Genomic DNA, 18,929 nt, shown 5'->3' with positions numbered 1-18,929 from the left:
TGGCCGTCATCGAGAGCCGCCGATGGGCGTCAGGTGCGGGCGCGGAAACGCTCCGCCACCCCCGGCCGGAGGGTCAGGCCAAGGCCTGGCTCCCCGCTCCGGCCGGGAAGCACGGATCCGTCGACCGGACTGAAGGCACCGTCGAAGAGGAGGTTCTCGATCCGGACGTGGTCGTGGAACCACTCCAGGTGGCGCAGGTTGGGGATCGACGCGGCCGCATGCGCGTGGACGTGCGGAGCACAGTGCCCGGAAAGCTGGAGACCGTGTGCCTGGGCGAGAGCGGCGGCGCGCAGCCACACGGTGACGCCGCCGCAGCGGGTGGCGTCCGCCTGCAGGCAGTCCACGACCGGGAGCATGCGGGCGAAGTAGGCCAGGTCGTAGCCGTACTCGCCGGCCGCGACGTCGGCGGTGAGGGCATCGCGGACGAGAGCGAGACCGGTGAGGTCGTCAGAGGAGACGGGTTCCTCGAACCATGTCACCCCCAGTCCCGCCAGGGCGCTTCCGACACGGACGGCCTGTTTGCGGGTGTAGGCGCCGTTCGCATCCACGTACAGCTCGGCGTCATCGCCGACCAGCCGGCGGGACTGCTCGGTGCGCTCCAGGTCCCGCCGCTCCCGGGTGCCCCAGGACTCGCCGATCTTGATTTTGAAACGGGTGATGCCCTGTTCGGCCCAGTCTGCGAGTTGCTCGACGAGTCGGCGGTGGTCGTAGGTGGTGAAGCCGCCGCTGCCGTAGACGGGAACCTCGTACCGGGCGGCGCCGAGCAGGACAACCAGCGGCAGGTCGAGCAGTCGGGCCTTGAGGTCCCACAGGGCGATGTCGACGGCGGAGACAGCACCGGCGACCACGCCGGGGCGGCCCGCGTTGCGCACGGCGCGGCACATCGCCTCGTTCGCGGCGGGGACGTCGAACACCGGGCGGCCGATGACGGTGTCGCGCAGCTGCCCGGTGATCACCCGGGCGGTGGCGGGCGCGCCGTAGGTCCAGCCCAGGCCGGTGATGTCCCCGCAGCGTGCGTGAACAAGGACCATGGTTGTCGAGTCCCAGGCCAGGGTGCCGTCGGCCTCCGGGGTGTCGGTGGGGATGTCGAGGACCTGCACCTGCAGGGCCTCGACGGTCGGGCCGGTGACTGTCATGACGTCTCGTCGGCCGCGCGCTGGGCGGCCGCGCGCGCGTACTGCAGAAAGTCGGCCACGGCCAGGGCGGCCAGGGTGGCGGTGGCGAGCCTGGTGGTGCGTGGGACGAAGAGGGATCCTGCGGTGCAGGCGGTGGCGACCCACAGGCCGGTGCAGAACGGGCAGGTGACCAGCTCCCCGACTGCTTTGCGGGCTCCGGTGCCGCGCACGTCCTCCTCCAGTTCAGCCGGCCCGGAGGTCCCTTCGAAGCGGGCGAACGGTGCGCGCAGCGGGCTGGTGACGGGGTCCTTGGCGATCAGACGGGAGAGCTGGTGGGTGGCCAGCGCGTTGAGGGCGACATCCCACGGGGTCGGGTCGGGAATCCTCCGGCGGCCGGCCCGCGCGGCGGCGGTGATACCGAGCACCGTGGTGGCGTACAGGGCCATGACGCCGGTGTAGGCGGTCAGCGGGCGGTCGTCACCTCCGGTGTAGGCGCGGACCTCATGGTGGAACCGCTCGTGCAGCGACCTCATCGTGTCCTCCTCCGGGCGTGGTAGCGGTGCCGGGCGGCGAGAACCGCTCCCGCGGCGAGGCCGGTGAGGCTGCCCGCGACGCCCACGGTCAGTAGACGGGCCGGCGCGCTGTGCGACTGCGGACGTGGGACCGCCTTCTCGGGGTGGTCGCAAGGTGGCGGCCCGTCGAGTGCCAGGGCGAGGGCTTCGGCCAGGTGCAGGGCGCGTCGGCCGGTGGCCGCCTGGTCGATCTGGGTGCGGCAGCTGAATCCGTCGGCCAGCACGAAGGCGCTGGGGGCGGTGTCGCGTACAGCGGGCAGGACGCCCTGCTCGGCGATGTCCTGGGACAGGTCGTAATGGCCTTGTTCGAAGCCGAAGTTGCCGGCCAGGCCGCAGCAGCCCTCGTCGAGCACGGTCGCCTCCAGACCGGCGCGTCTCATCAGTTCACGGTCCGCCTCGGTGCCGAGGACGGCGTGCTGGTGGCAGTGCGTCTGTACGGTCGCCGCCCGGCTGGTGTGCGGTGGTCGCCAGCCCTGGGGGGCGTGGTTGGCGAGGTGTTCGGCGAAGGTGCGCGTCTGCGCCGCCAGGCGGGCGATGTCCTGGTCCCCGGCGAGCAGGTCCGGGGCGTCGGCGCGGAAGACGGCCGTGCAGGAGGGTTCGAGCCCGATGACCGGCGTGCCGGCCTCCAGCCATGGTCGCAGGATCCGGGTCGTCCGTTTCAGGACACGGCGGGCGGTGGCGAGCTGCCCGGTGGAGATCCACGTCAGACCGCAGCACACCGGCTTGTCCGGGACGGCGACGCGGAAGCCCGCGTCCTCGAGGACACGGATGGCGGCGTCGGCGATGTGGGGGTGGAAGTGGTTGGTGAAGGTGTCCGGCCACAGCAGCACGGTGCGCGGATCGTACGGATCGGGCTGTGCCCGACCGGCCCTGCGCCGGCGGTCCTGGAACGAGTCGGCGGCGAACGCGGGCGCGCCGCGGCGCGGGTCGATCCCGGCGAGCACCTTCCCGATCCGGCCGACGGCGGGGGCCTGGAGGACGGCGTTGGCCAAACCCGGTGCGGTGCTGGCGAGTTGTGCCCACAGCGGGAGCCAGCCCAGGGCGTAGTGGGCGCGGGGGCGGAGCCGTCCCCGGTAGTGGTGGGCGAGGAACTCGGCTTTGTAGGTGGCCATGTCGACGCCGACCGGGCAGTCGGATTTGCAGCCCTTGCAGGCCAGGCACAGGTCGAGGGCGTCGCGGACTTCGGTGGAGCGCCATCCGGCGGTGACGGGCGAGTCGTCGTGGCCGCCCAGCATCTCGAACAGCAGGCGGGCCCGGCCGCGGGTGGAGTGTTCCTCCTCTCGGGTGGCCCGGTAGGAGGGGCACATGACTCCGCCGTGGTGGGTGCGGCAGTTGCCGATGCCGACGCAGCGCAGCACTGCGCGGGAGAAGTCGTGGTCGTCGTCGGAGAACGCGAAGTGCGTCTGCCGGGGCTGGGGCCGCCAGGTGGCGCCCAGGCGCAGGTCGTCGTCGACGCGGTGGGGGTGGATGACCTTGCCGGGGTTCATCCGGTCGCCCGGGTCGAACAGCGCTTTGACCTCGCCCATCGCATCGACGAGCCGGGGGCTGAACATGCGGGGCAGCAGTTCGCCGCGTGCCTGCCCGTCGCCGTGCTCGCCCGAGAGCGACCCCCCGTAGGAGGCGACCAGGTCGGCCGCGTCGAACAGGAACGCCCTGAACGCCTCGACGCCCTTGCCCTCGCGCAGCTTGAACGGGATCCGTGTGTGCACGCAGCCCTGCCCGAAGTGCCCGTACAGGGAGGCCTGTTGGTAGCCGTACCGGTCGAAGAGCCGCTCCAGGTCGCGCAGGTAGTCGCCCAACTTCTCCGGGGCCACCGCGGAGTCCTCCCAGCCTTCCCACGTCTCGGAGCCGTCCGGCGGCCGGGCGGTCACGCCGAGACCCGCCTCCCGGGCCTTGAGCATCTCCTGTTCCCGCGCCGGATCGTCGGAGAGCGCCACCGTCGGGTCGTCCTCGTCGCGCCCCAGCGCCCGCAGCAGCTCGTACGCCTGCGCGTCGGCCTGCTCCGTCGTGTCCCCGGTGAACTGGACCAGCAGCCAGCTCTCGCCTTCGGGCAGGCGCTCCAGCGAGTCCAGGTAGGCGTGCTCCTCGCGCATCAGTTGCGCCATGCGCCCGTCGACGGCCTCCAGCTGGGTGGGACTGCTGTGCTCCAGCAGGGCGGGGACGGCGTCGGCGGCGGCGTAGATGTCGTCGAAGCCGAGTACCAGCAGCGCTTCCGCGGCCGGTACCTCGACCAGCTCCAGTTCGGCGCGCAGGACGGTTACCAGCGTTCCCTCGCTTCCGGCCAGGGCGCGGGCCAGGTCGAAGCCGTTCTCCGGCAGGAGGGAGTCCAGGTTGTAGCCGGAGACCCGGCGCGGGATCTTGGGATAGCCGCGCCGGATGTCGGCCAGGTGGCGGCCGACGATCTCCCACAGCCCCTGGTAGAGCCGGGCTCTGGGGCCGCCCTCAGCCACGATCCGCGTGTACTCCTCCTCGCTGGTGGCCCCGGCCCAGAACCGGGTTCCCTCATAGGTGAGCACCTCCAGGCGGCGGATGTTGTCGGCGGTCTTGCCGTAGGCCTGGGCGGATGCGCCGCAGCTGTTGTTGCCGATCATCCCGCCCAGCGAACAGTGGCTGTGCGTGGCCGGCTTCGGACCGAACTTCAGACCATGCTGCGCGAGTTGACGGTTGAGCTCGTCCAGGACGATGCCCGGCTCGACCACACAGGTACGCGCCGCGGGGTTCACCGACTCCAGCCGGTTGCAGTACTTGGTCCAGTCGATGACCACGGCCTCGTTGGTGCACTGCCCCCCGAGGCTGGTACCGCCGCCGCGCGACAGCACCGGGGCCGCGTACCGGGCACAGACGGCCACCGCGGCGGCTCCGGCCTCCACGGTCCGGGGCACCACCACGCCGAGCGGGACCTGACGGTAGTTCGAGCCGTCCGTCGCGTACGCGCCACGGCTGCCCGCGTCGAACCGGACCTCGCCGTCCACCTCCGCGCGCAGCGCCCGCTCGAGTGCGCCGAGATCCACCTTCTGAGTGCCGGACACGGGTCAGTTCCGTCCGTGGCCGGGCAGGAACTCCTGGATCTTCGCCTTGAGGCCCTGGCGCGCCACGCTGGCACGGTCGCTGTCACCTTGCAGTACCGCTGTGGCGGCCGCTCTGATCTGGTCCCAGGTGGCGTGCGGCGGGATCGGTGGCACCGCCGGGTCGGTGCGGAAGTCGATGACGAACGGCCGGTCCGCCGCCAGCGCCTGGTACCACGCCGGCTCCACCTCCTCGGGTGTCTCCACCCGCACCCCGTGCAGGCCGAGCAGTTGGGCGACGGCGGCGTATCGCACGTCGGGCAGGCTCTGCGACGGCTCGAACTGCGGGGCGCCCTGCATGGCGCGCATCTCCCAGGTGACCTGGTTCAGGTCGTGGTTGTTCAGCACCGCCACGACCAGGCGCGGATCCGACCACTCCCGGTAGTACTTCGCGACGGTGATCAGCTCCGCCAGGCCGTTCATCTGCATGGCGCCGTCGCCGACGATCGCGATCGCCGGGCGGTCCGGGTGGGCGAACTTGGCGCCGATCACGTACGGCACTCCCGGGCCCATGGTCGCCAGCGTCCCCGAGAGCGAGCCGCGCATCGTGCCGCGGAAGCGCAGGTGACGGGCGTACCAGTTCGCCGCGGAGCCGGAGTCCGCGGCCACGATCACGTTCTCGGGCAGCAGCGCGTCCAGGGCATGGACGACGTACTCGGGGTTGATCGGGTCCGCAGAGACCTCGGCGCGACGCTGCATGACCTCCCACCAGCGGGCCGCGTTCTCCTCCACCGTCTTGCGCCAGGTGCCGTCCGTCTTGCGCTCCAGCAGCGGGATCAACCGGCGCAGCGCCTCCCCGGCGTCGCCGACGAGGTTGACCTCGAACGGATAGCGCAGTCCGACCAAGGACGGGTCGAGGTCGATCTGCACCGCCCTCGCCTGGTCGAACTCGGGCAGGAACTGGGTGTAGGGGAAGCTGGAGCCCACGACGAGCAGGGTGTCGCAGTCCCGCATCATCTCGTACGACGGCCGCGTGCCGAGCAGACCGATCGAGCCGGTCACATACGACAGCGTGTCGGGCAGCGCGTCCTTGCCGAGCAACGCCTTCGCCACCCCGGCACCGAGCAGCTCGGCGACCTGCTCGACCTCCGGGCGGGCATGCCGGGCACCCTGCCCGATCAGCATCGCCACCCTCTCGCCCGCGTTGAGGACCTCCGCCGCCCGGGCGAGATCCTCCTCGGCCGGGACAGGGGCGTAGTGTCCGACCCCGAGGCTGGAAGGGACCTGCTTGAACGCATGCCTCGGCGGCTCGTAGTCCAGCTCCTGCACGTCGGCCGGGATGATCACCGCGGTGACCGTCCGCCGGGTGGCGGCCACCCGCATCGCACGGTCCAGCACGTTCGGCAGCTGGGCGGGAACGGTGACCATCTCGCAGAACTCCGAGGCCACGTCCTTGTAGAGGGTGAGGAGATCGACTTCCTGCTGGTAGGAACCGCCCATGGCGCTCCGGTCGGTCTGGCCGACGATCGCCACGACCGGAACGTGGTCGAGCTTGGCGTCGTAGAGCCCGTTGAGCAGGTGGATCGCACCCGGCCCTGAGGTGGCCGCGCAGACCCCGGTGCGGCCGGAGAACTTCGCGTACCCGACCGCCTCGAAGGCGGCCATCTCCTCGTGCCGGGCCTGGATGAACCGCGGCCGGTCCTCCGCGCGGCCCCAGGCGGCGAGCAGCCCGTTGATGCCGTCCCCGGGATAGGCGAAGACGTACTCGACCTCCCAGTCGCGCAGGCGCTCGAGCACGTAGTCGGAAACCTTCATCACCCAACTCCTCCACAGCGTCCTGGAACCTCGGTAAGAAACAGCAGGCCCATGAGCGCGGGTAACCGCTGAGGCCGCGGTCAAACGGCGGTCGCGCAGCGGCGATCGCGGCAAGCGCCGGGCTTCGGGCAGTATCCCCGCAGCGGGCACGCCGGACAGGCAGGCATGCCGGACGCTTGGATCCGGATGCCCCGAGCGGGGGCGGCCACCCGGTGACGGCCAGGCCGGCGACACCGTCCGACCCGACCCGGGCGTCACCCGAGTCCGCGTCGGTGACCGCGTCTCGGTGCCGTTCAACATCGCGTGCGGCAGCCGCCGCAACTGCGTGGACGGATCGGCCGCCTTCCGCCTGCGCACCAATCCAGCCGAAAGGGTCGACGGCGCTGCTCACGGCTATGCCGGCATAGGGCCCATGACGGTGGTCAGGCCGATTACCTGCGGGTGCCCTACGCGGATTTCAACCTGCTCTAACTGCCCCGGGGGCCCGAGCACGAGCAGGACTTCACCATGCTCTCCGACATCTTTCCCACCGGGTTGGCACGGTACCGAGCTGGCCGGCATGCGGCCAAGCGACCGCATAGCCGTGTTCGGTGCGGGCCCCGTGGGCCTGCTCGCCGCCCACAGCGCAGTGCTCCGCGGCGCGCCACAGTCGCCCTGGCTGAGCAGATCGGCGCGACAGCCGTAGCGGTCCGAACCACGGGCGGCATCGGAGTGGTCGGCGTCTACGTCCCGCAGAACCCGAAGGCCCGGCTTCGACTACGGCACTTTCTTCACCAAGGGCCAGCGGATGGGAACCGGGCAATGCCCGGTGAAGCGCTACAACCGGCGGTTGCGGGACCTGATCGTGGCAGGCCGGGCGAGGCCGTACTTCCTCGTGTCACACGAGTTCCCGCTCAGCCGGGCGCCGGAAGGCTACCGGCACTTCGACCGGCGGGACGAGGGCTGGACGAAGATCCTGCTGCACCCTGACGGAGTGGCCGTCGAACACTCGTAGCCCCACTTGCGGCACGGCCCGGTTGTCGCTGATCGGTGCCGCAGTCAGCAGAAGCGCGAACTTACGGGCTGCTGGCTGCGGCGGACCAGCCGCCGGGTGGGTAGGGGTGGGACCGGTCCATCCCGGAAGCTGTCGTGCAGCCGATCCTTCATGTCCGGGCGGCCATGGCCTCAGCGAACCGATGGACCAGCGCGGCGTTGAAGGCCGGCAGGTCGTCGGGTTTGCGGCTGGAGACCAGGACGTTCGGTCCCCGCTCGCAGACCTCCACCTCGCGGTCGACCCAGTCGGCCCCGGCATTCACCAGATCGGTTCGCACGCTCGGCCAGGAGGTGAGGGAACGTCCCCGGACCACGTCCGCCTCGATCAGCGTCCACGGGCCGTGGCAGATCACCGCCACCGGCTTGCCTCGGGCGAAGAAGCCCCGGATGAACTCGACCGCCTGTTCGTCCACCCGGAGGAAGTCCGGATTGGCTACGCCTCCCGGCAGAACCAGTGCGTCGTAGTCGTCGGCCGAGGTCTGCGAAACGACTGCATCCACGGGAAAGGTGTCCCCGGGGTCGAGGTGTTTGAAGGCCTGCACCCGGCCTTCCTCGGTGGAGACGAGTTTCGGGGTGCCGCCGGCCTTGGCCACGGCCTGCCAGGGAGACGTCAGCTCCTCCTGCTCCGCGCCCTTGGGTGCGACCAGGAATGCCACGGTCCTGTTCTGCAACCCGGTCATGCCGACCACCTTCTCTCCAGGTACGGGCCCCTCCCCGCATCTGCGCCGCATGCGACGGCCGAAACGCGGTTCTGGATCACTTTCCGTGCCAAGGCCACGGAGCGTCACCGGAACCGCGATCATGAACGGTCGTGACTGACGTTCTCCGCCAAGACCTCTGGCCCCGCCACACCCCCGACGTCGCGGTCAACTCCCGGACGCGTCCGCCTCGCGATATGAGGTCGCCGGTCGTGGTGGCGTGGACGGTTACGCGATCGGCGTCGGGGTCGCCCGGCACGAGCGGCGGCACTGAACGCGGGTCAGGTGTCGGGGACAGCCCGCGCTGTCCCGAGAGTGGCTGGCTATCGGTTGGCCCCGGCCATGTGGCGGCCGAGCAGCTGACCTCTTTCGTGCCTACCAGAGTGGAAAGACAACTCGTACGCCGACAGTCAGGGTTCGTGGCCGTGGGCAGGGCGGCCGAACAGGACGTCGTAGCCGGGTGGCAGCTGGAACAGGACGCGCTCCATGAGGTCGTCGCCGGCGGCGTCGGCCACCGTGGACAGCACGGCACCGATGTCCCAAAGGGCCGTTATCTCGGTGGCGCCCTCGATCCAGGCGGCGGTGGCGCGCACGAACCGGTCGGGGGTGAGCGGCTCGGCGGCCTGCAGGGGGTTGAGCAGGATCAGGGCGAAGGTCTCGGGCAGGCGGGCCGCGAGTTCGGCGCGCACCTTGCCGACCAGGTGGGCGCCGAGTAGGGCCAGGACGACGCGGGTGGCCCGGTCGGCATCCCGGGGTGTGTCGTATTCGCCGCGTTCCTGGACCGTGTCCAAGAACGCCTCCCATCGAAGAGTCACCGCGAATTCACTCCCTTCCGTTCCCAAGGCGGGCCGCGCCGTCTTCGGCAGGCCGGTCAGGATACGGCGGCAAGTCGCTGGTGGAGGCCGGTGAGTTGCAGCAGCCGTGCCACGCAGCGGCCTACGCCGAGCACGCCGGCTTTGTCGGTCGGCCTGGTTGCGGGCCGCTACGAGGACGCCCCGCCCGCGCAGTCCATGAACGTCACCTGCGACAGGTCGAGTACGACCTCGCGGTGCCTGCGCAGCGCGTCGGTCAGGGCGTGCTGCAGCGCAAGCGAGGTCGATGTCGCCGCTCGCCCGCACCACGGCAGAGGCGGGGCTGTGCTCGCGCATGGCGTCTCTCGCCCCTTTTTCGGCCCGCATTCGGGCCTGGCCTGCTGTGCGAGGTCGGCTTGAAGGCGTTCCGCGCCGCCCCCGGGGGGACGAGGCGGCGCGGAACGTGCAGGGGCGCTCAGGCCTGGATCTCCTTGCGGGTCCCGCTGTGGCTGATCGCGATCTTGCGGGGCTTGGCCTTCTCCGCGACCGGGATCTTCAGGGTCAGCACGCCGGCGTCGTAGTCGGCGCTGATCCCCTCCGGGTCGAGGGTGTCGGAGAGCATGACCTGGCGGGAGAAGACCCCGAGCGGGCGCTCGGCCAGCTCCCACTTCACGCCTTGGCTCTCGTGGCGGGGTCGGCGCTCAGCCTTGACGGTCAGCATGTTCCGCTCGACGTCGATGTCGATCGCATCCGGGTCCACCCCGGGCAGGTCGAAGCAGATCACGTACTCGTCGCCGGCGCGGTAGGCGTCCAGCGGCATCGGGGTCGGCCGCGACCATGTGCCGGTCGTGTTGAGGAACTGCTGGGTCAGCCGGTCCAGCTCGCGGAACGGATCGGTGCGCATCAGCATCGCGAAACACCTCCAGTACTTGACGGGTGCCAGTGCGCTTCGTCTGAAACCGTTCTAACATGTCATCTATCCGATGACAACTTGCCTCGTCGCCTAGAGAGTGACACTGATGCGAGAGACACCCGCTCCGCGCCTCAACGGCACGACCACACGCGCCGAGCCGGTCTCATTCCTGGCCGCCGCCGCGGCCCTGGCTGCCATAGACGCCGCCGTCCGCACCGCCCAGAGCCCGGCCCCCGCCGAGACGACGGGCTACGCGACCGAGGGCGGTCCCGAACCGGCCCTGGCCGCCCTGATGCTGCTGCGCGAGGTGCGCACCGAACTCGCCGGCTGGGAGGCGGGACTGGTGGAGAACGCCCGTGCCGCCGGCGCCACCTGGGCCGACCTCGCCCAGCCCATGGGTGTCGCCAGCCGTCAGGCCGCCGAGAACCGCTACCTGCGCCTGCGGCCCACCCGCAGCACGACCGCAGAACCGGCCCCCACCGGCGCCGAACGGGTCAAGGCCGTGCGCGACCGCCGGGCCGCCGACCGCACCGTCACCGCCTGGGCCCGCACCAGCGCTGCGGACCTGCGCGTCCTTGCCGCCCAGCTCGCAGCTCTCACCGACCTGACAGCCGAGGCCCTGCCGGCCCAGAGCGCCGTGCGCACCGCGCTCGCCGCCGCAGATGCTGCTGACCTCCTCACTCCCCTGGCCGGCATGCGACCCCACCTCGGCGCCGACCACCCGGACCTGGCCGCCCGTCTCGACGACCTCACCCGCCACACCGATCAGATCCGCCATGACAGCAACCGCCGACGCGCCTGATCCCGCTTCCGATGAGGACCGCTGGTGCCACATCCAGGACAGGCTCGTCCAGGTTCGGGCCCGCGTGCAGGAAGAGATGCGAGCCGCCATCGCCTCCATCGACGCCGCTCTGGCCGAACTCGACACCTTGCGCCGCCATCTCGCCGACCACCCCTGAGCTGTCAATGGCCATGTAGTGGTCCCCGCACCCCGCCCCGGCCACCGAAGAAGCCGGCCCCGTTGCGGCCCGCGCCCGGGGCACAGTCCTGCTCGTCACCGGCACCTTCGTCGGGTACCACGGCTTCCCGGCCACCACCGCCGCCCGCCGCCTGCCCCTGCTGGTCGCCCCCTCGCACGGCGGGAACGTCATCGCGGAGCTCACCACCGACCACCGCGAAGCTGTTCGAGGAGATCAAGGCCTTGCCGGCCGGGGACGACCGGCGCCGCGCGATCGCGGACGAGTTCACCATCGAGTTGGTACGCCACTCGGTGGCCGAGGAGCAGTACCTGTATCCGGCGGTGCGCGAGCACGTGCCCGGCGGCGACGCGCTGGCCGGTCGGCCGGAACGCCCTCTCGGACCAGGCCGCCGAGATAGACGATCCGGCCCGCCCCGGCCGCCTCCGCCGCATGCGCGAAAGCGCGGGCGGCCGCTCGGTCGGTGGCCTCGAAGCCCGGCCCGGTGGTCAGTGAGTGGACCAGGTAGTAGGCGACGTCCACCCCCTCGAAGACGGGCGGCAAGGCGTCCGGATCGGGTGATATCCGCGGTGGCGGCCTCGGCCTGGGCGCGCCAGGGGTGGTCGCGCAGCCGCTCGGGGCCGCGGACCAGGCAGCGCACCCGGTGCCCGGCGGCGAGAAGCTCCGGCACCAGCCTGCCGCCGATGTAGCCGGTGGCGCCGATGACCAGGCACCGCAGGCCGGTGGCGGCCGGATCGTTCATCGGGACCTCCAGATGGCAAAGGGCAACCCGCTGATCCCCCGCACGCCGGGCTCCGCCCGTGATTCGGTGCCGACCGGCCGGGCGCGGTCTACCAGAGTGTGGTCCACAAATAGGGGTGCCGGGCCGCGAGGCCCCTCGACGGCGCGGCAGTGGACCTTCTTGACAAACCACGCCCGCGTGCTGGTACAGATCGCCCGCGACCCCGGCATCAGGGTGCGCGCCATCGCGGACCGCTGCCTGCTGACCGAGCGCGCCGTCCAGCGGATCGTCGTCGACCTCGAAGAGGCCGGCTACCTCACCCACGAACGCACCGGCCGCAGCAACCACTACCACGTCCAGGCCGCCAAGCAACTGCGCCACCCGGCCGACGCCGGCCCGAGCCTCGCCGAACTCCTGGCCGTTCTCCTGCGCTGACCGACCCGGGTCAGCCGTGCGAGGTTCCGCTCCCTCCGCCACTCTGGAAAGGAGGGGGTGAGGCGACGGAGGGAGTGGTGGGGATGCAGATCGTTGTGGACCTCACGCGCTGCCAGGGCTATGCGCAGTGCGTGTTCCTCGCGCCGGAGGTGTTCCAGCTACACGGCGAGGAGGGACTGCTGTACGCCCCGGCCGTTCCCGACGACCAGCTGGAGCGCGTGCGCCAGGCCGCAGCAGCGTGCCCGGTCCAGGCCATCCTCCTCGGCAAGGAGGTGAGCTGCGGTGGCCGCTGACCTTCGAGAAGGCCGGATCGTCATCGTCGGCGCGTCACTGGCCGGGTTGCGGGCCGCCGAGGCGCTGCGCGAGGAGGGTTTCAGCGGCTCACTGACCGTGGTCGGGGACGAGCCCCATCCGCCCTACGACCGGCCGCCGCTGTCCAAGCAGGTCCTGCTCGGCCGGGTCGCGGCGCAGTCCACCGCTCTGCCGATGCGCCGGGACCCGGACGCCGACTGGCGGCTCGGCGTCCGTGCCACCGGCCTGGACCCTCTCGGGAAACGGGTGGTGCTGGCCGACGGCGAATCGCTTCCGTTCGACCGGCTGCTGATCGCCACCGGCACCCGGGCCAGGCCCTGGCCCAAGGCGGAGGAGGCCGCCCTGGACGGAGTGTTCACCTTGCGCACCCGCGAGGACGCCGCCGGGCTGGCCGAGCGGCTGGTCGCGGGGCCGCGGCGGGTGCTGGTGATCGGCGGGGGCTTCACCGGCTCGGAGATCGCCTCGGCCTGCCGGGAACGCGGTCTCGACGTCACGGTCACCGAACGCGGCCCCGCCCCCCTGGTGGGCGCGCTCGGCGGTACCCTGTCGAAGCTCGCGGCCGCCATGCAGCGCAACAACGGGGTGGACCTGCGCTGCGGGGTGACCGTCACCGCCCTGCGGGGCGACGGGAACGGCCGGTTCACCGGTGCGGACCTGTCCGACGGCAGCGCTGTGGAGGCGGACGTGTGCGTCGCGGCCCTGGGGGCGGTCCGCAACGTCGAATGGCTGGCGGACTCCGGACTGGCAGCAGGCCCGCGCGGGATCGCCTGCGACGCCGGGTGCCGGGCCTTCGACATGTACGGCATCGTCACCGACGACGTCTTCGTGGCCGGTGACGTCTCGCGCTTCCCCCACCCGCTGTTCGGCTACCAGATGCTCTCCCTGGAGCATTGGGGCAACGCGGTCGCGCAGGCCGAGGTGGCCGCCCACAACATGGTCAATCCCGGACCCCTGCGCCGCCCGCACCTCGCCCTCCCGACGTTCTGGTCGACCCAGTTCGGGCTCAACATCAAGTCCGTGGGCGTGCCCACCTTCTCCGACCACGTGGTCATCGCCCAGGGCACGCTGGAGGAACGTCGCCTGGCGATGGTCTACGGCTACAAGGGCCGGGTCACCGCCGCGGTCACCGTCGACATGGCCAAGTCACTCGACTACTACACGCGCCTGATCGAGACCGCCGCCCCCTTCCCGCCCCCGCCCGGCGCGTCCGACCGCCCACTCGCGGCCGAGGTCCCGATCCCCTCCGACGTGCCGGATCCGAGGGGACTCTCCCACGGCCCCACCGTCGCGCTCACCGGCCACCTGCCCAACCGCCGGCTGACCGTGGTGCAGCCCACCTGACCCATCTCCCGCCCAACCACGAGGAGCCGCACCCCATGGCCGCCGCCGACACCCTCCTGGAACGGATCACCGACTACGCCAACCGCCCCGACCCCTACCCGCTCTACGCGGAACTGCGCGAAGCCGGTCCCGTCGTGCGGCAGGCGGACGGCAGCTACCTGATTGGCACCTACCACGAGATCACCGCGCTCCTCCACGACCCACGAATCAGTGCCGATCCCCGCAGCCTCACCGCCCCGTCCGCGCAACCGGCCCAGGAGACACTGAAGCCGCCGTTCCTACGGCTCGACGACCCCGAGCACCACAGACTGCGCAGCCTGGCCATGCGGCCGTTCGGTCCGCCGCACAGCCCCGGTCGCATCGATGCCATGCGCGGCCGGATAACCGAACTCACCGCGGAACTGCTCCAGAACCTCCAGGACCCCACCCGGATCGACATCGTCGACGACTTCGCCTACCCGCTGCCCGTCACCGTCATCTGCCGACTGCTCGGCGTCCCGCAGGAGGACGAACCACAGTTCCGGCAATGGTCCGACGCGATCGTCGCCTCCGCCGACGTCAGACCCGACGAGGAGTCCTCCGCCGAGCGGGACCGGGCCGGCGAGCAGGCACGGATCGAGATGGGCCAGTACCTGGTAAACCTCGCCGAACAACGCCGCGACCATCCCACCGGCGACATGCTCTCCGCCTACATCAACGAACCCGACCCGGCCATGCGGCTCACCCACGAGGAACTCGCGGAAACCGCCGTATTGCTCCTCATCGCCGGACACGAGACCACCGTCAATCTCATCACCAACGGAGTCCTCACCCTGCTGCGCCACCCCGACCGGCTGGAGCAACTGCGCCGCGAACCCGACCTGCTACCGGCCGCGGTGGAGGAGCTGCTGCGCTACGAGCCCCCGGTCCACATGCGCCAACGCATCCCCCTCGCCGACGTTGACATCGCCGGCACCACCCTCCCCAAAGGCACCTCCGTCGTGCTCGCGCTGGCCTCCGGCAACCGCGACCCCAAGCGGTTCCGCGATCCCGACCGGTTCGACCCCACCCGCCCGGACAACCAGCACCTCGGCTTCGGCAGCGGCATCCACCTGTGCTACGGCGCACCACTCGCCCGTGTCGAAGCCCGGGCCGCGCTCGGCGCACTGATCCCCCGCCTCACCGGTGCAACCCTCCTCCAGGACCCACCCCCCTACCGGCGCTCCGCCATGCTGCGCGGACCCCGCCACCTCCCCGTCCGACTCTGACCGCTTATGGAGCGCGCGTCGGCTCAGGAGACGCGGCTGAGCCGTGCCGGGTTCTTCGGCGCGGAGGAAAGGGGCGGGGAGCCCGCTCGGTTGGAGAACTGCGATGCCGCGTCGTTTCGACTGCTCGGATCTTCCGAGCGTGCCATGGGTTTGCGCGAGGCCGTCTCGGCGGTGTGTCGGGGTGAGCAGCTCGTGGTGCTGCCCACCGACACCGTCTACGGCGTGGGTGCCGATGCCTTCAACCCGCCACCGCGACCTGAGCCAGCCCCCCAGCCACCACCCGTTCCAGGCCCCGGGCCCGCCCCGGACCATCGCCAGTGCCGGCACCGGTCACCTGATCCCGGCCGACCATGGGCGACCGGACGGTGGCGAGTACCGCAATCCCTCACCCGCCCCTGACCACGGACCACCGTCGTGAAGCGGACGGTCAATCCGGCACTTTTGTGCTTCCGTTCGGGCGGAGCGGGTATCCGCGGAGCAGGATGACCGAGCCTGAGCGGCAGCACGGTAATGACTTCCGGAGGCACTCCATGCTCCGCATATCCGTCACAGTGATGTCGACACCCGATCACGAGATACTGATGCCTTCGGAGCAGGCCACGGCGTTGTTGCGCATGGTTGCGAACGAGTGGCTGGAATGGCCGGACTACGGTGAGACTGATCTGGACCAGAAGACTGTCCGCACACTTGCAAACGTGTTGATCGATCTCGCTGACCAGGTGGATGTCGAGTGCATCGCATTCGCGTCTTGGAAGCATGCCGACTGAATTCACTGGCTTCGAATCGGCGGGAACGCGGTGGCGTGCGCCGCCGCAGCGATCGATCCGGCCCGGTCCTACCACGGTGGCGATCCGCACACTGCAGGCAGGTCCGTCCCGTCCGCTGACGGCTCCTCTCCACCGTGTCCTGTTCCAGCGATGACCGCCCGACATCTGAGGTCTACCGGGTGCCGGGCGGCCGGTTCGGACGACCCTTTCGTCAGCCGGGGGAGATACGGCCGCGCCAGGCGCCGGTCTCCTCACCGCGGGACTCGACGAAGTCCTTGAAACGCCGCAGATCGCCCTTGACCCTGCGGTCGAGCACACCGAGCATGTCGGCCGCTCGCTCGGCCAGACCCTCCGGTGCGACCTCCATGGCGAGCCTGACGCGGGTGTGGGCTTCATCCAGCGGCTGGAAGGTCACCACACCTTTCTGCGCAACGTCGCCACCGACCGTCCGCCAGGCCACGCGTTCGTCAGGCAGTTGGTCGACTATCTCGGTGTCGAACTCCCGCGTGACACCGGCGATGGTGGCCCGCCAGTGATTGTGGCGTTCATCCAGTTGCCGTACCTCCTCGACACCCTCCATGAACCGGGGGAACTCCTCGAACTGCGTCCACTGGTTGTAAGCCGTGTGGAGCGGAACGTCGACTTCGATCGATTCCTGAACCTTGCCCATGGCCTGCCCTCCTTCGCGCGGCGAATTTCGAGCGGTCCCGCTCTGCGGACCGCGAACACGCGTCTGCCCTGATCGCGCGGATCGAATCACGCCGCAGACGCGGAAGCGGCCGGCGGCGCCGTAGCTGTGGCCGGGCAACTTCACCGATGTCTTCGAACCCAAGGTCGGCATCGCGGCCGTCCAGGTACTGGAGGCGGCGGGGCTTCATGTTCGCCCTGCTGACGATCTCACGCTGCCGTCCCCCTTCCAGACTGATCGGTACTGACCAGCCAGTACTGTCCGGGTGACCGCCCTGGTTAGTGGCCAGGGCATCCGGGCTGGTGCTGACCGGGACACCCGGAACTGCTGGCCATCGCCCGCTAGGATGCCGCTACACCCTGCCCCAGCCGATGGACAAGCTCCGCACCCAGCACGGGCCAGCCAATGACCGCACCGACCCGGCCGCGACCACCACAGGACCGGGCCCTGACCGCACTCAGGCTATTGGCGGGTCGGGTAGACGGAGCGCATCGCTGCGCCCCGCCCCCCTCAGAACCGGACTTGCGACTTTCACCGCATCCGGCTCAAGCAAGCCGCATGGGCTTCGTCAGGTTTCTCCGCTGGACCGGCTGCCGTCCCCAGCGTGGTGCTGACGGTGGCAGTCGGCGTGGACGAGGCGGAGGTTGCTTCGCTCGTTCGACCCGCCGTGTCGCCGGTAGACGAAGTGATGCTTGTTCAGCATCTTCTTCGACGCCGTGAACCACTCGATCCACTCGCGTGGGCTGTCGGGCTCATACTCGGCTCCGGCGATGAGCGCCTGCTTGCACAGTGGGCACCGTCCCTTCTGGGTCGCGGCGAGGGCAAGACTCGTCTTGTCCATCGGCGGCGGCTCCTTCCGGCGGCGGCGCTTGTGCCAGTAAGCGGCCAGGGACGGATCGTCTGGCGACGCCGTCCCGAACACGATCTCGTGTCGAACGATGCTGGTCCAGGAGAACTTCGGGAGATAGGCCCCACTTTCGTGATCACCCAGCACCCACATGTCCTGCCTGGTCCTGTTGAAGCGGCCAAAGTACCGGTGCTTGATCCACAGGCCCGACTTGTTCGGGTGCCCGCGTCTCGCCCACCGGTAGACGAGCTTGAACATGTGGTTGTCCATCGCCTGGAACGCGTCGCTGGACACCACACTCCGGTAGTAGGCGCTCCATCCACGGACGATGGGCACCATCTTCTTCAGCAGCGCGCCGATGTTGCTGCCCTGAAGGGCGCGCACCTCGTCGCGCATGCGCTTCCGGAGTCTCGCGCAAGCCGTCTTGCTCGGCTTGACCAGCAGCTTGTCTCCGTGCCTGCGCACGGAGAACCCGAGGAAGTCGAACCCCTCAGTGAGGTGGACCACTTGGGTCTTGTCCTCGTTGAAGCGCAGACCCCTCGGCTCCAGCCATCTGGCCAGTTCCTCCTTGACGCGGTGTACTTGAGCTTCGTCGTGACCGAGCACAACGAAGTCGTCGGCGTACCGCACCAGCACGGGTGTGCCGGCCACCGCGCGCATCAGGTCACCCTTTCCGCGTCGGTAGCGGCAGCCCGCCGCCTCTTCCATCCCGTGCAGGGCGATGTTCAGCAGCAGCGGGCTGATCACCCCGCCTTGCGGGGTGCCCTCTTCCGTGGGTGCCCAGCGTCCACGCTCCAGCACGCCCGCCTTCAGCCAGCCCCGGATCAGGTCCCTCGCGGGGAACTGCCCGATGGTGGCGGTCAGGTGGTCGTGGCTGATGCGGTCGAACGCCGCCTTCAGGTCCGCGTCCAGCGCCCACAGGCGCTTGGCTCCCTTCCCCTTCGAGGTGAGGAAGACCGCCCGGATCGCGTCCTGGCAGCTGCGGCCGGGCCGGAACCCATACGACCTGGGCTCGAACCTGGCCTCCCACTCGGGCTCCAGCGCGTTCTTCACGCGGCTTTGCATCACCCGGTCACGGATGACCGGGATACCGAGCGGGCGCTGCTGACCGTTCGACTTCGGGATGTACACGCGCTTGACCGGCCGGGCCTGCCAAGGGACTTGGGACCGATGAAGCTCGGTCGCCAGTCGGCCCCGCGCCTGTGGCGTCAGGGCCACCTCCTTGTCCATGCCCGCGGTTGCACGTCCGGTGCTCTGCTGGGTTACCCGCCGCACGCTCACCAGCGTGTTGCTGTAGCTCCGCAGCACGAGCTTCTGGAGATTGCGGACCTTCTTCAGGTCCCCTTCCCGCGAAGCCTTGAAGATCCTCTGCCTCAGCCGCCGTACGTGCGCCTCGTGCTTGGCCCAGTCGATGCTGTGCCAGTCGAGGCCCTCGCCCTCCGGTCCGTTCACCGGGGCGGCGAGGGCGGCAGGCTCGATGGCCTGTTCGCTCATCAGTGCCTCCGTTGCATAACTTGTCCTTCGGTTCCGGCTTCCTCGCGTCGGTGCTTCAAAGGCTCACCTGGCCCACGTCAGCTCCCTTTCAGGCCGGGCACGAGCCCGTATCCGACGGGTTATGGCGGACAGCGGGTGAAGAGTCCGCTGCCCGGTTTC

At 70.3% G+C, this 18,929-nt stretch carries 17 protein-coding genes and 3 pseudogenes; 10 read left to right on the top strand and 10 right to left on the bottom strand.

The genetic code is table 11. The features are described 5' to 3' along the window. Positions 1–29: 29 nt before the first annotated feature. The 4 genes from ACSMTC_RS35180 to ACSMTC_RS35165 are packed head-to-tail and all read right to left on the bottom strand — an operon-like array spanning position 30 to position 6,507. A complete protein-coding gene (locus ACSMTC_RS35180; protein ID WP_436563793.1) occupies positions 30–1,136 on the bottom strand; it encodes an enolase C-terminal domain-like protein in 1,107 nt (368 codons plus the stop codon). Continuing rightward, a complete protein-coding gene (locus ACSMTC_RS35175) occupies positions 1,133–1,648 on the bottom strand; it encodes a DUF1360 domain-containing protein (RefSeq protein ID WP_436563792.1) in 516 nt (171 codons plus the stop codon). Before ACSMTC_RS35175 ends, ACSMTC_RS35180 begins: the two co-directional genes overlap by 4 nt. Further along, positions 1,645–4,716 (bottom strand): FAD-binding and (Fe-S)-binding domain-containing protein, encoded by a 3,072-nt coding sequence (locus ACSMTC_RS35170; protein ID WP_436563791.1) that lies wholly within the window; start codon positions 4,714–4,716, stop codon positions 1,645–1,647. Before ACSMTC_RS35170 ends, ACSMTC_RS35175 begins: the two co-directional genes overlap by 4 nt. A gap of 3 nt (positions 4,717–4,719) precedes the next feature. Then, on the bottom strand, positions 4,720–6,507 hold the full coding sequence (locus ACSMTC_RS35165; RefSeq protein ID WP_436563790.1) for a thiamine pyrophosphate-requiring protein: 1,788 nt from the start codon (positions 6,505–6,507) through the stop codon (positions 4,720–4,722). A 787-nt stretch (positions 6,508–7,294) separates the two neighbouring features. Between ACSMTC_RS35165 and ACSMTC_RS35160 the strand changes: the two genes are divergently transcribed. Next, positions 7,295–7,501 carry a hypothetical protein gene (locus tag ACSMTC_RS35160; RefSeq protein ID WP_436563789.1) on the top strand — a complete coding sequence of 69 codons (207 nt, stop codon included), beginning with the start codon at positions 7,295–7,297 and terminating at the stop codon, positions 7,499–7,501. Between the two features lie 148 nt (positions 7,502–7,649). Here ACSMTC_RS35160 and ACSMTC_RS35155 read toward each other — a convergent pair whose 3' ends face one another. From ACSMTC_RS35155 to ACSMTC_RS35145, 3 genes are all read right to left on the bottom strand, one after another. After that, a complete protein-coding gene (locus ACSMTC_RS35155; protein WP_436563788.1) occupies positions 7,650–8,219 on the bottom strand; it encodes a type 1 glutamine amidotransferase domain-containing protein in 570 nt (189 codons plus the stop codon). A 428-nt stretch (positions 8,220–8,647) separates the two neighbouring features. Then, entirely contained in the window at positions 8,648–9,052 is a 405-nt protein-coding gene (locus ACSMTC_RS35150) for a DUF2267 domain-containing protein (RefSeq protein WP_436563787.1), read from the bottom strand. Positions 9,053–9,503: 451 nt separating this feature from the next. Next, positions 9,504–9,938, bottom strand: a complete 435-nt coding sequence (locus ACSMTC_RS35145) for an Hsp20/alpha crystallin family protein (RefSeq protein ID WP_436563786.1) — start codon at positions 9,936–9,938, stop codon at positions 9,504–9,506. 109 nt (positions 9,939–10,047) lie between these two features. Here ACSMTC_RS35145 and ACSMTC_RS35140 point away from each other — a divergent pair, with 109 nt between their 5' ends. The 3 genes and pseudogenes from ACSMTC_RS35140 to ACSMTC_RS35130 all read left to right on the top strand — a co-directional run. Further along, a complete protein-coding gene (locus ACSMTC_RS35140; RefSeq protein ID WP_436563785.1) occupies positions 10,048–10,743 on the top strand; it encodes an HSP18 transcriptional regulator in 696 nt (231 codons plus the stop codon). After that, on the top strand, positions 10,718–10,900 hold the full coding sequence (locus tag ACSMTC_RS35135) for a hypothetical protein (RefSeq protein WP_436563784.1): 183 nt from the start codon (positions 10,718–10,720) through the stop codon (positions 10,898–10,900). Before ACSMTC_RS35140 ends, ACSMTC_RS35135 begins: the two co-directional genes overlap by 26 nt. A 160-nt stretch (positions 10,901–11,060) precedes the next feature. Further along, a pseudogene (locus ACSMTC_RS35130) lies at positions 11,061–11,283 on the top strand (hemerythrin domain-containing protein); the annotation flags it as partial. Here the strand turns inward: ACSMTC_RS35130 and ACSMTC_RS35125 are convergent. Then, positions 11,249–11,660: pseudogene (locus tag ACSMTC_RS35125) on the bottom strand (NAD(P)H-binding protein); the annotation flags it as partial. The pseudogenes ACSMTC_RS35130 and ACSMTC_RS35125 sit on opposite strands and share 35 nt — an antisense overlap. A gap of 177 nt (positions 11,661–11,837) precedes the next feature. Here ACSMTC_RS35125 and ACSMTC_RS35120 point away from each other — a divergent pair. The 6 genes and pseudogenes from ACSMTC_RS35120 (at position 11,838) to ACSMTC_RS35095 (ending at position 15,741) form a co-directional block, all read left to right on the top strand. After that, positions 11,838–12,074, top strand: coding sequence for a MarR family transcriptional regulator (locus tag ACSMTC_RS35120; protein ID WP_436563783.1), 237 nt, complete (start codon positions 11,838–11,840; stop codon positions 12,072–12,074). 83 nt (positions 12,075–12,157) lie between these two features. After that, positions 12,158–12,367, top strand: coding sequence for a ferredoxin (locus tag ACSMTC_RS35115; protein WP_436563782.1), 210 nt, complete (start codon positions 12,158–12,160; stop codon positions 12,365–12,367). Then, a complete protein-coding gene (locus tag ACSMTC_RS35110; RefSeq protein WP_436563781.1) occupies positions 12,357–13,727 on the top strand; it encodes an NAD(P)/FAD-dependent oxidoreductase in 1,371 nt (456 codons plus the stop codon). Before ACSMTC_RS35115 ends, ACSMTC_RS35110 begins: the two co-directional genes overlap by 11 nt. 35 nt (positions 13,728–13,762) lie before the next feature. Beyond that, positions 13,763–14,974, top strand: a complete 1,212-nt coding sequence (locus tag ACSMTC_RS35105; RefSeq protein ID WP_436563780.1) for a cytochrome P450 — start codon at positions 13,763–13,765, stop codon at positions 14,972–14,974. A 103-nt stretch (positions 14,975–15,077) separates the two neighbouring features. Next, positions 15,078–15,220: pseudogene (locus tag ACSMTC_RS35100) on the top strand (L-threonylcarbamoyladenylate synthase); the annotation flags it as partial. Between the two features lie 236 nt (positions 15,221–15,456). After that, positions 15,457–15,741, top strand: a complete 285-nt coding sequence (locus ACSMTC_RS35095) for a DUF6213 family protein (RefSeq protein ID WP_436563779.1) — start codon at positions 15,457–15,459, stop codon at positions 15,739–15,741. A gap of 211 nt (positions 15,742–15,952) precedes the next feature. Here ACSMTC_RS35095 and ACSMTC_RS35090 read toward each other — a convergent pair whose 3' ends face one another. After that, on the bottom strand, positions 15,953–16,411 hold the full coding sequence (locus tag ACSMTC_RS35090) for an SRPBCC family protein (protein WP_436563778.1): 459 nt from the start codon (positions 16,409–16,411) through the stop codon (positions 15,953–15,955). 586 nt (positions 16,412–16,997) lie between these two features. Continuing rightward, a complete protein-coding gene (gene ltrA, locus ACSMTC_RS35085) occupies positions 16,998–18,770 on the bottom strand; it encodes a group II intron reverse transcriptase/maturase (protein ID WP_436558653.1) in 1,773 nt (590 codons plus the stop codon). Between the last annotated feature and the right edge of the window lie 159 nt (positions 18,771–18,929).

The sequence above is a fragment of the Kitasatospora sp. HPM-01-4 genome (assembly GCF_051374625.1).
GTDB lineage: Bacteria > Actinomycetota > Actinomycetes > Streptomycetales > Streptomycetaceae > Kitasatospora.
The sequence above is the reverse complement of the archived record's forward strand: the minus strand, read 5'-3'. Positions and strand labels throughout refer to the sequence as shown.

Bases quoted from the DNA above. Each gene is read 5' to 3' on its own strand.
- ACSMTC_RS35180 (WP_436563793.1), bottom strand. From the start codon at position 1,136: ATGACAGTCACCGGCCCGACCGTCGAGGCCCTGCAGGTGCAGGTCCTC.
- ACSMTC_RS35175 (WP_436563792.1), bottom strand. From the start codon at position 1,648: ATGAGGTCGCTGCACGAGCGGTTCCACCATGAGGTCCGCGCCTACACC.
- ACSMTC_RS35165 (WP_436563790.1), bottom strand. From the start codon at position 6,507: ATGAAGGTTTCCGACTACGTGCTCGAGCGCCTGCGCGACTGGGAGGTC.
- ACSMTC_RS35160 (WP_436563789.1), top strand. From the start codon at position 7,295: ATGGGAACCGGGCAATGCCCGGTGAAGCGCTACAACCGGCGGTTGCGG.
- ACSMTC_RS35155 (WP_436563788.1), bottom strand. From the start codon at position 8,219: ATGACCGGGTTGCAGAACAGGACCGTGGCATTCCTGGTCGCACCCAAG.
- ACSMTC_RS35145 (WP_436563786.1), bottom strand. From the start codon at position 9,938: ATGCTGATGCGCACCGATCCGTTCCGCGAGCTGGACCGGCTGACCCAG.
- ACSMTC_RS35140 (WP_436563785.1), top strand. From the start codon at position 10,048: ATGCGAGAGACACCCGCTCCGCGCCTCAACGGCACGACCACACGCGCC.
- ACSMTC_RS35135 (WP_436563784.1), top strand. From the start codon at position 10,718: ATGACAGCAACCGCCGACGCGCCTGATCCCGCTTCCGATGAGGACCGC.
- ACSMTC_RS35115 (WP_436563782.1), top strand. From the start codon at position 12,158: ATGCAGATCGTTGTGGACCTCACGCGCTGCCAGGGCTATGCGCAGTGC.
- ACSMTC_RS35105 (WP_436563780.1), top strand. From the start codon at position 13,763: ATGGCCGCCGCCGACACCCTCCTGGAACGGATCACCGACTACGCCAAC.
- ACSMTC_RS35095 (WP_436563779.1), top strand. From the start codon at position 15,457: ATGACCGAGCCTGAGCGGCAGCACGGTAATGACTTCCGGAGGCACTCC.
- ACSMTC_RS35090 (WP_436563778.1), bottom strand. From the start codon at position 16,411: ATGGGCAAGGTTCAGGAATCGATCGAAGTCGACGTTCCGCTCCACACG.
- ltrA (WP_436558653.1), bottom strand. From the start codon at position 18,770: ATGAGCGAACAGGCCATCGAGCCTGCCGCCCTCGCCGCCCCGGTGAAC.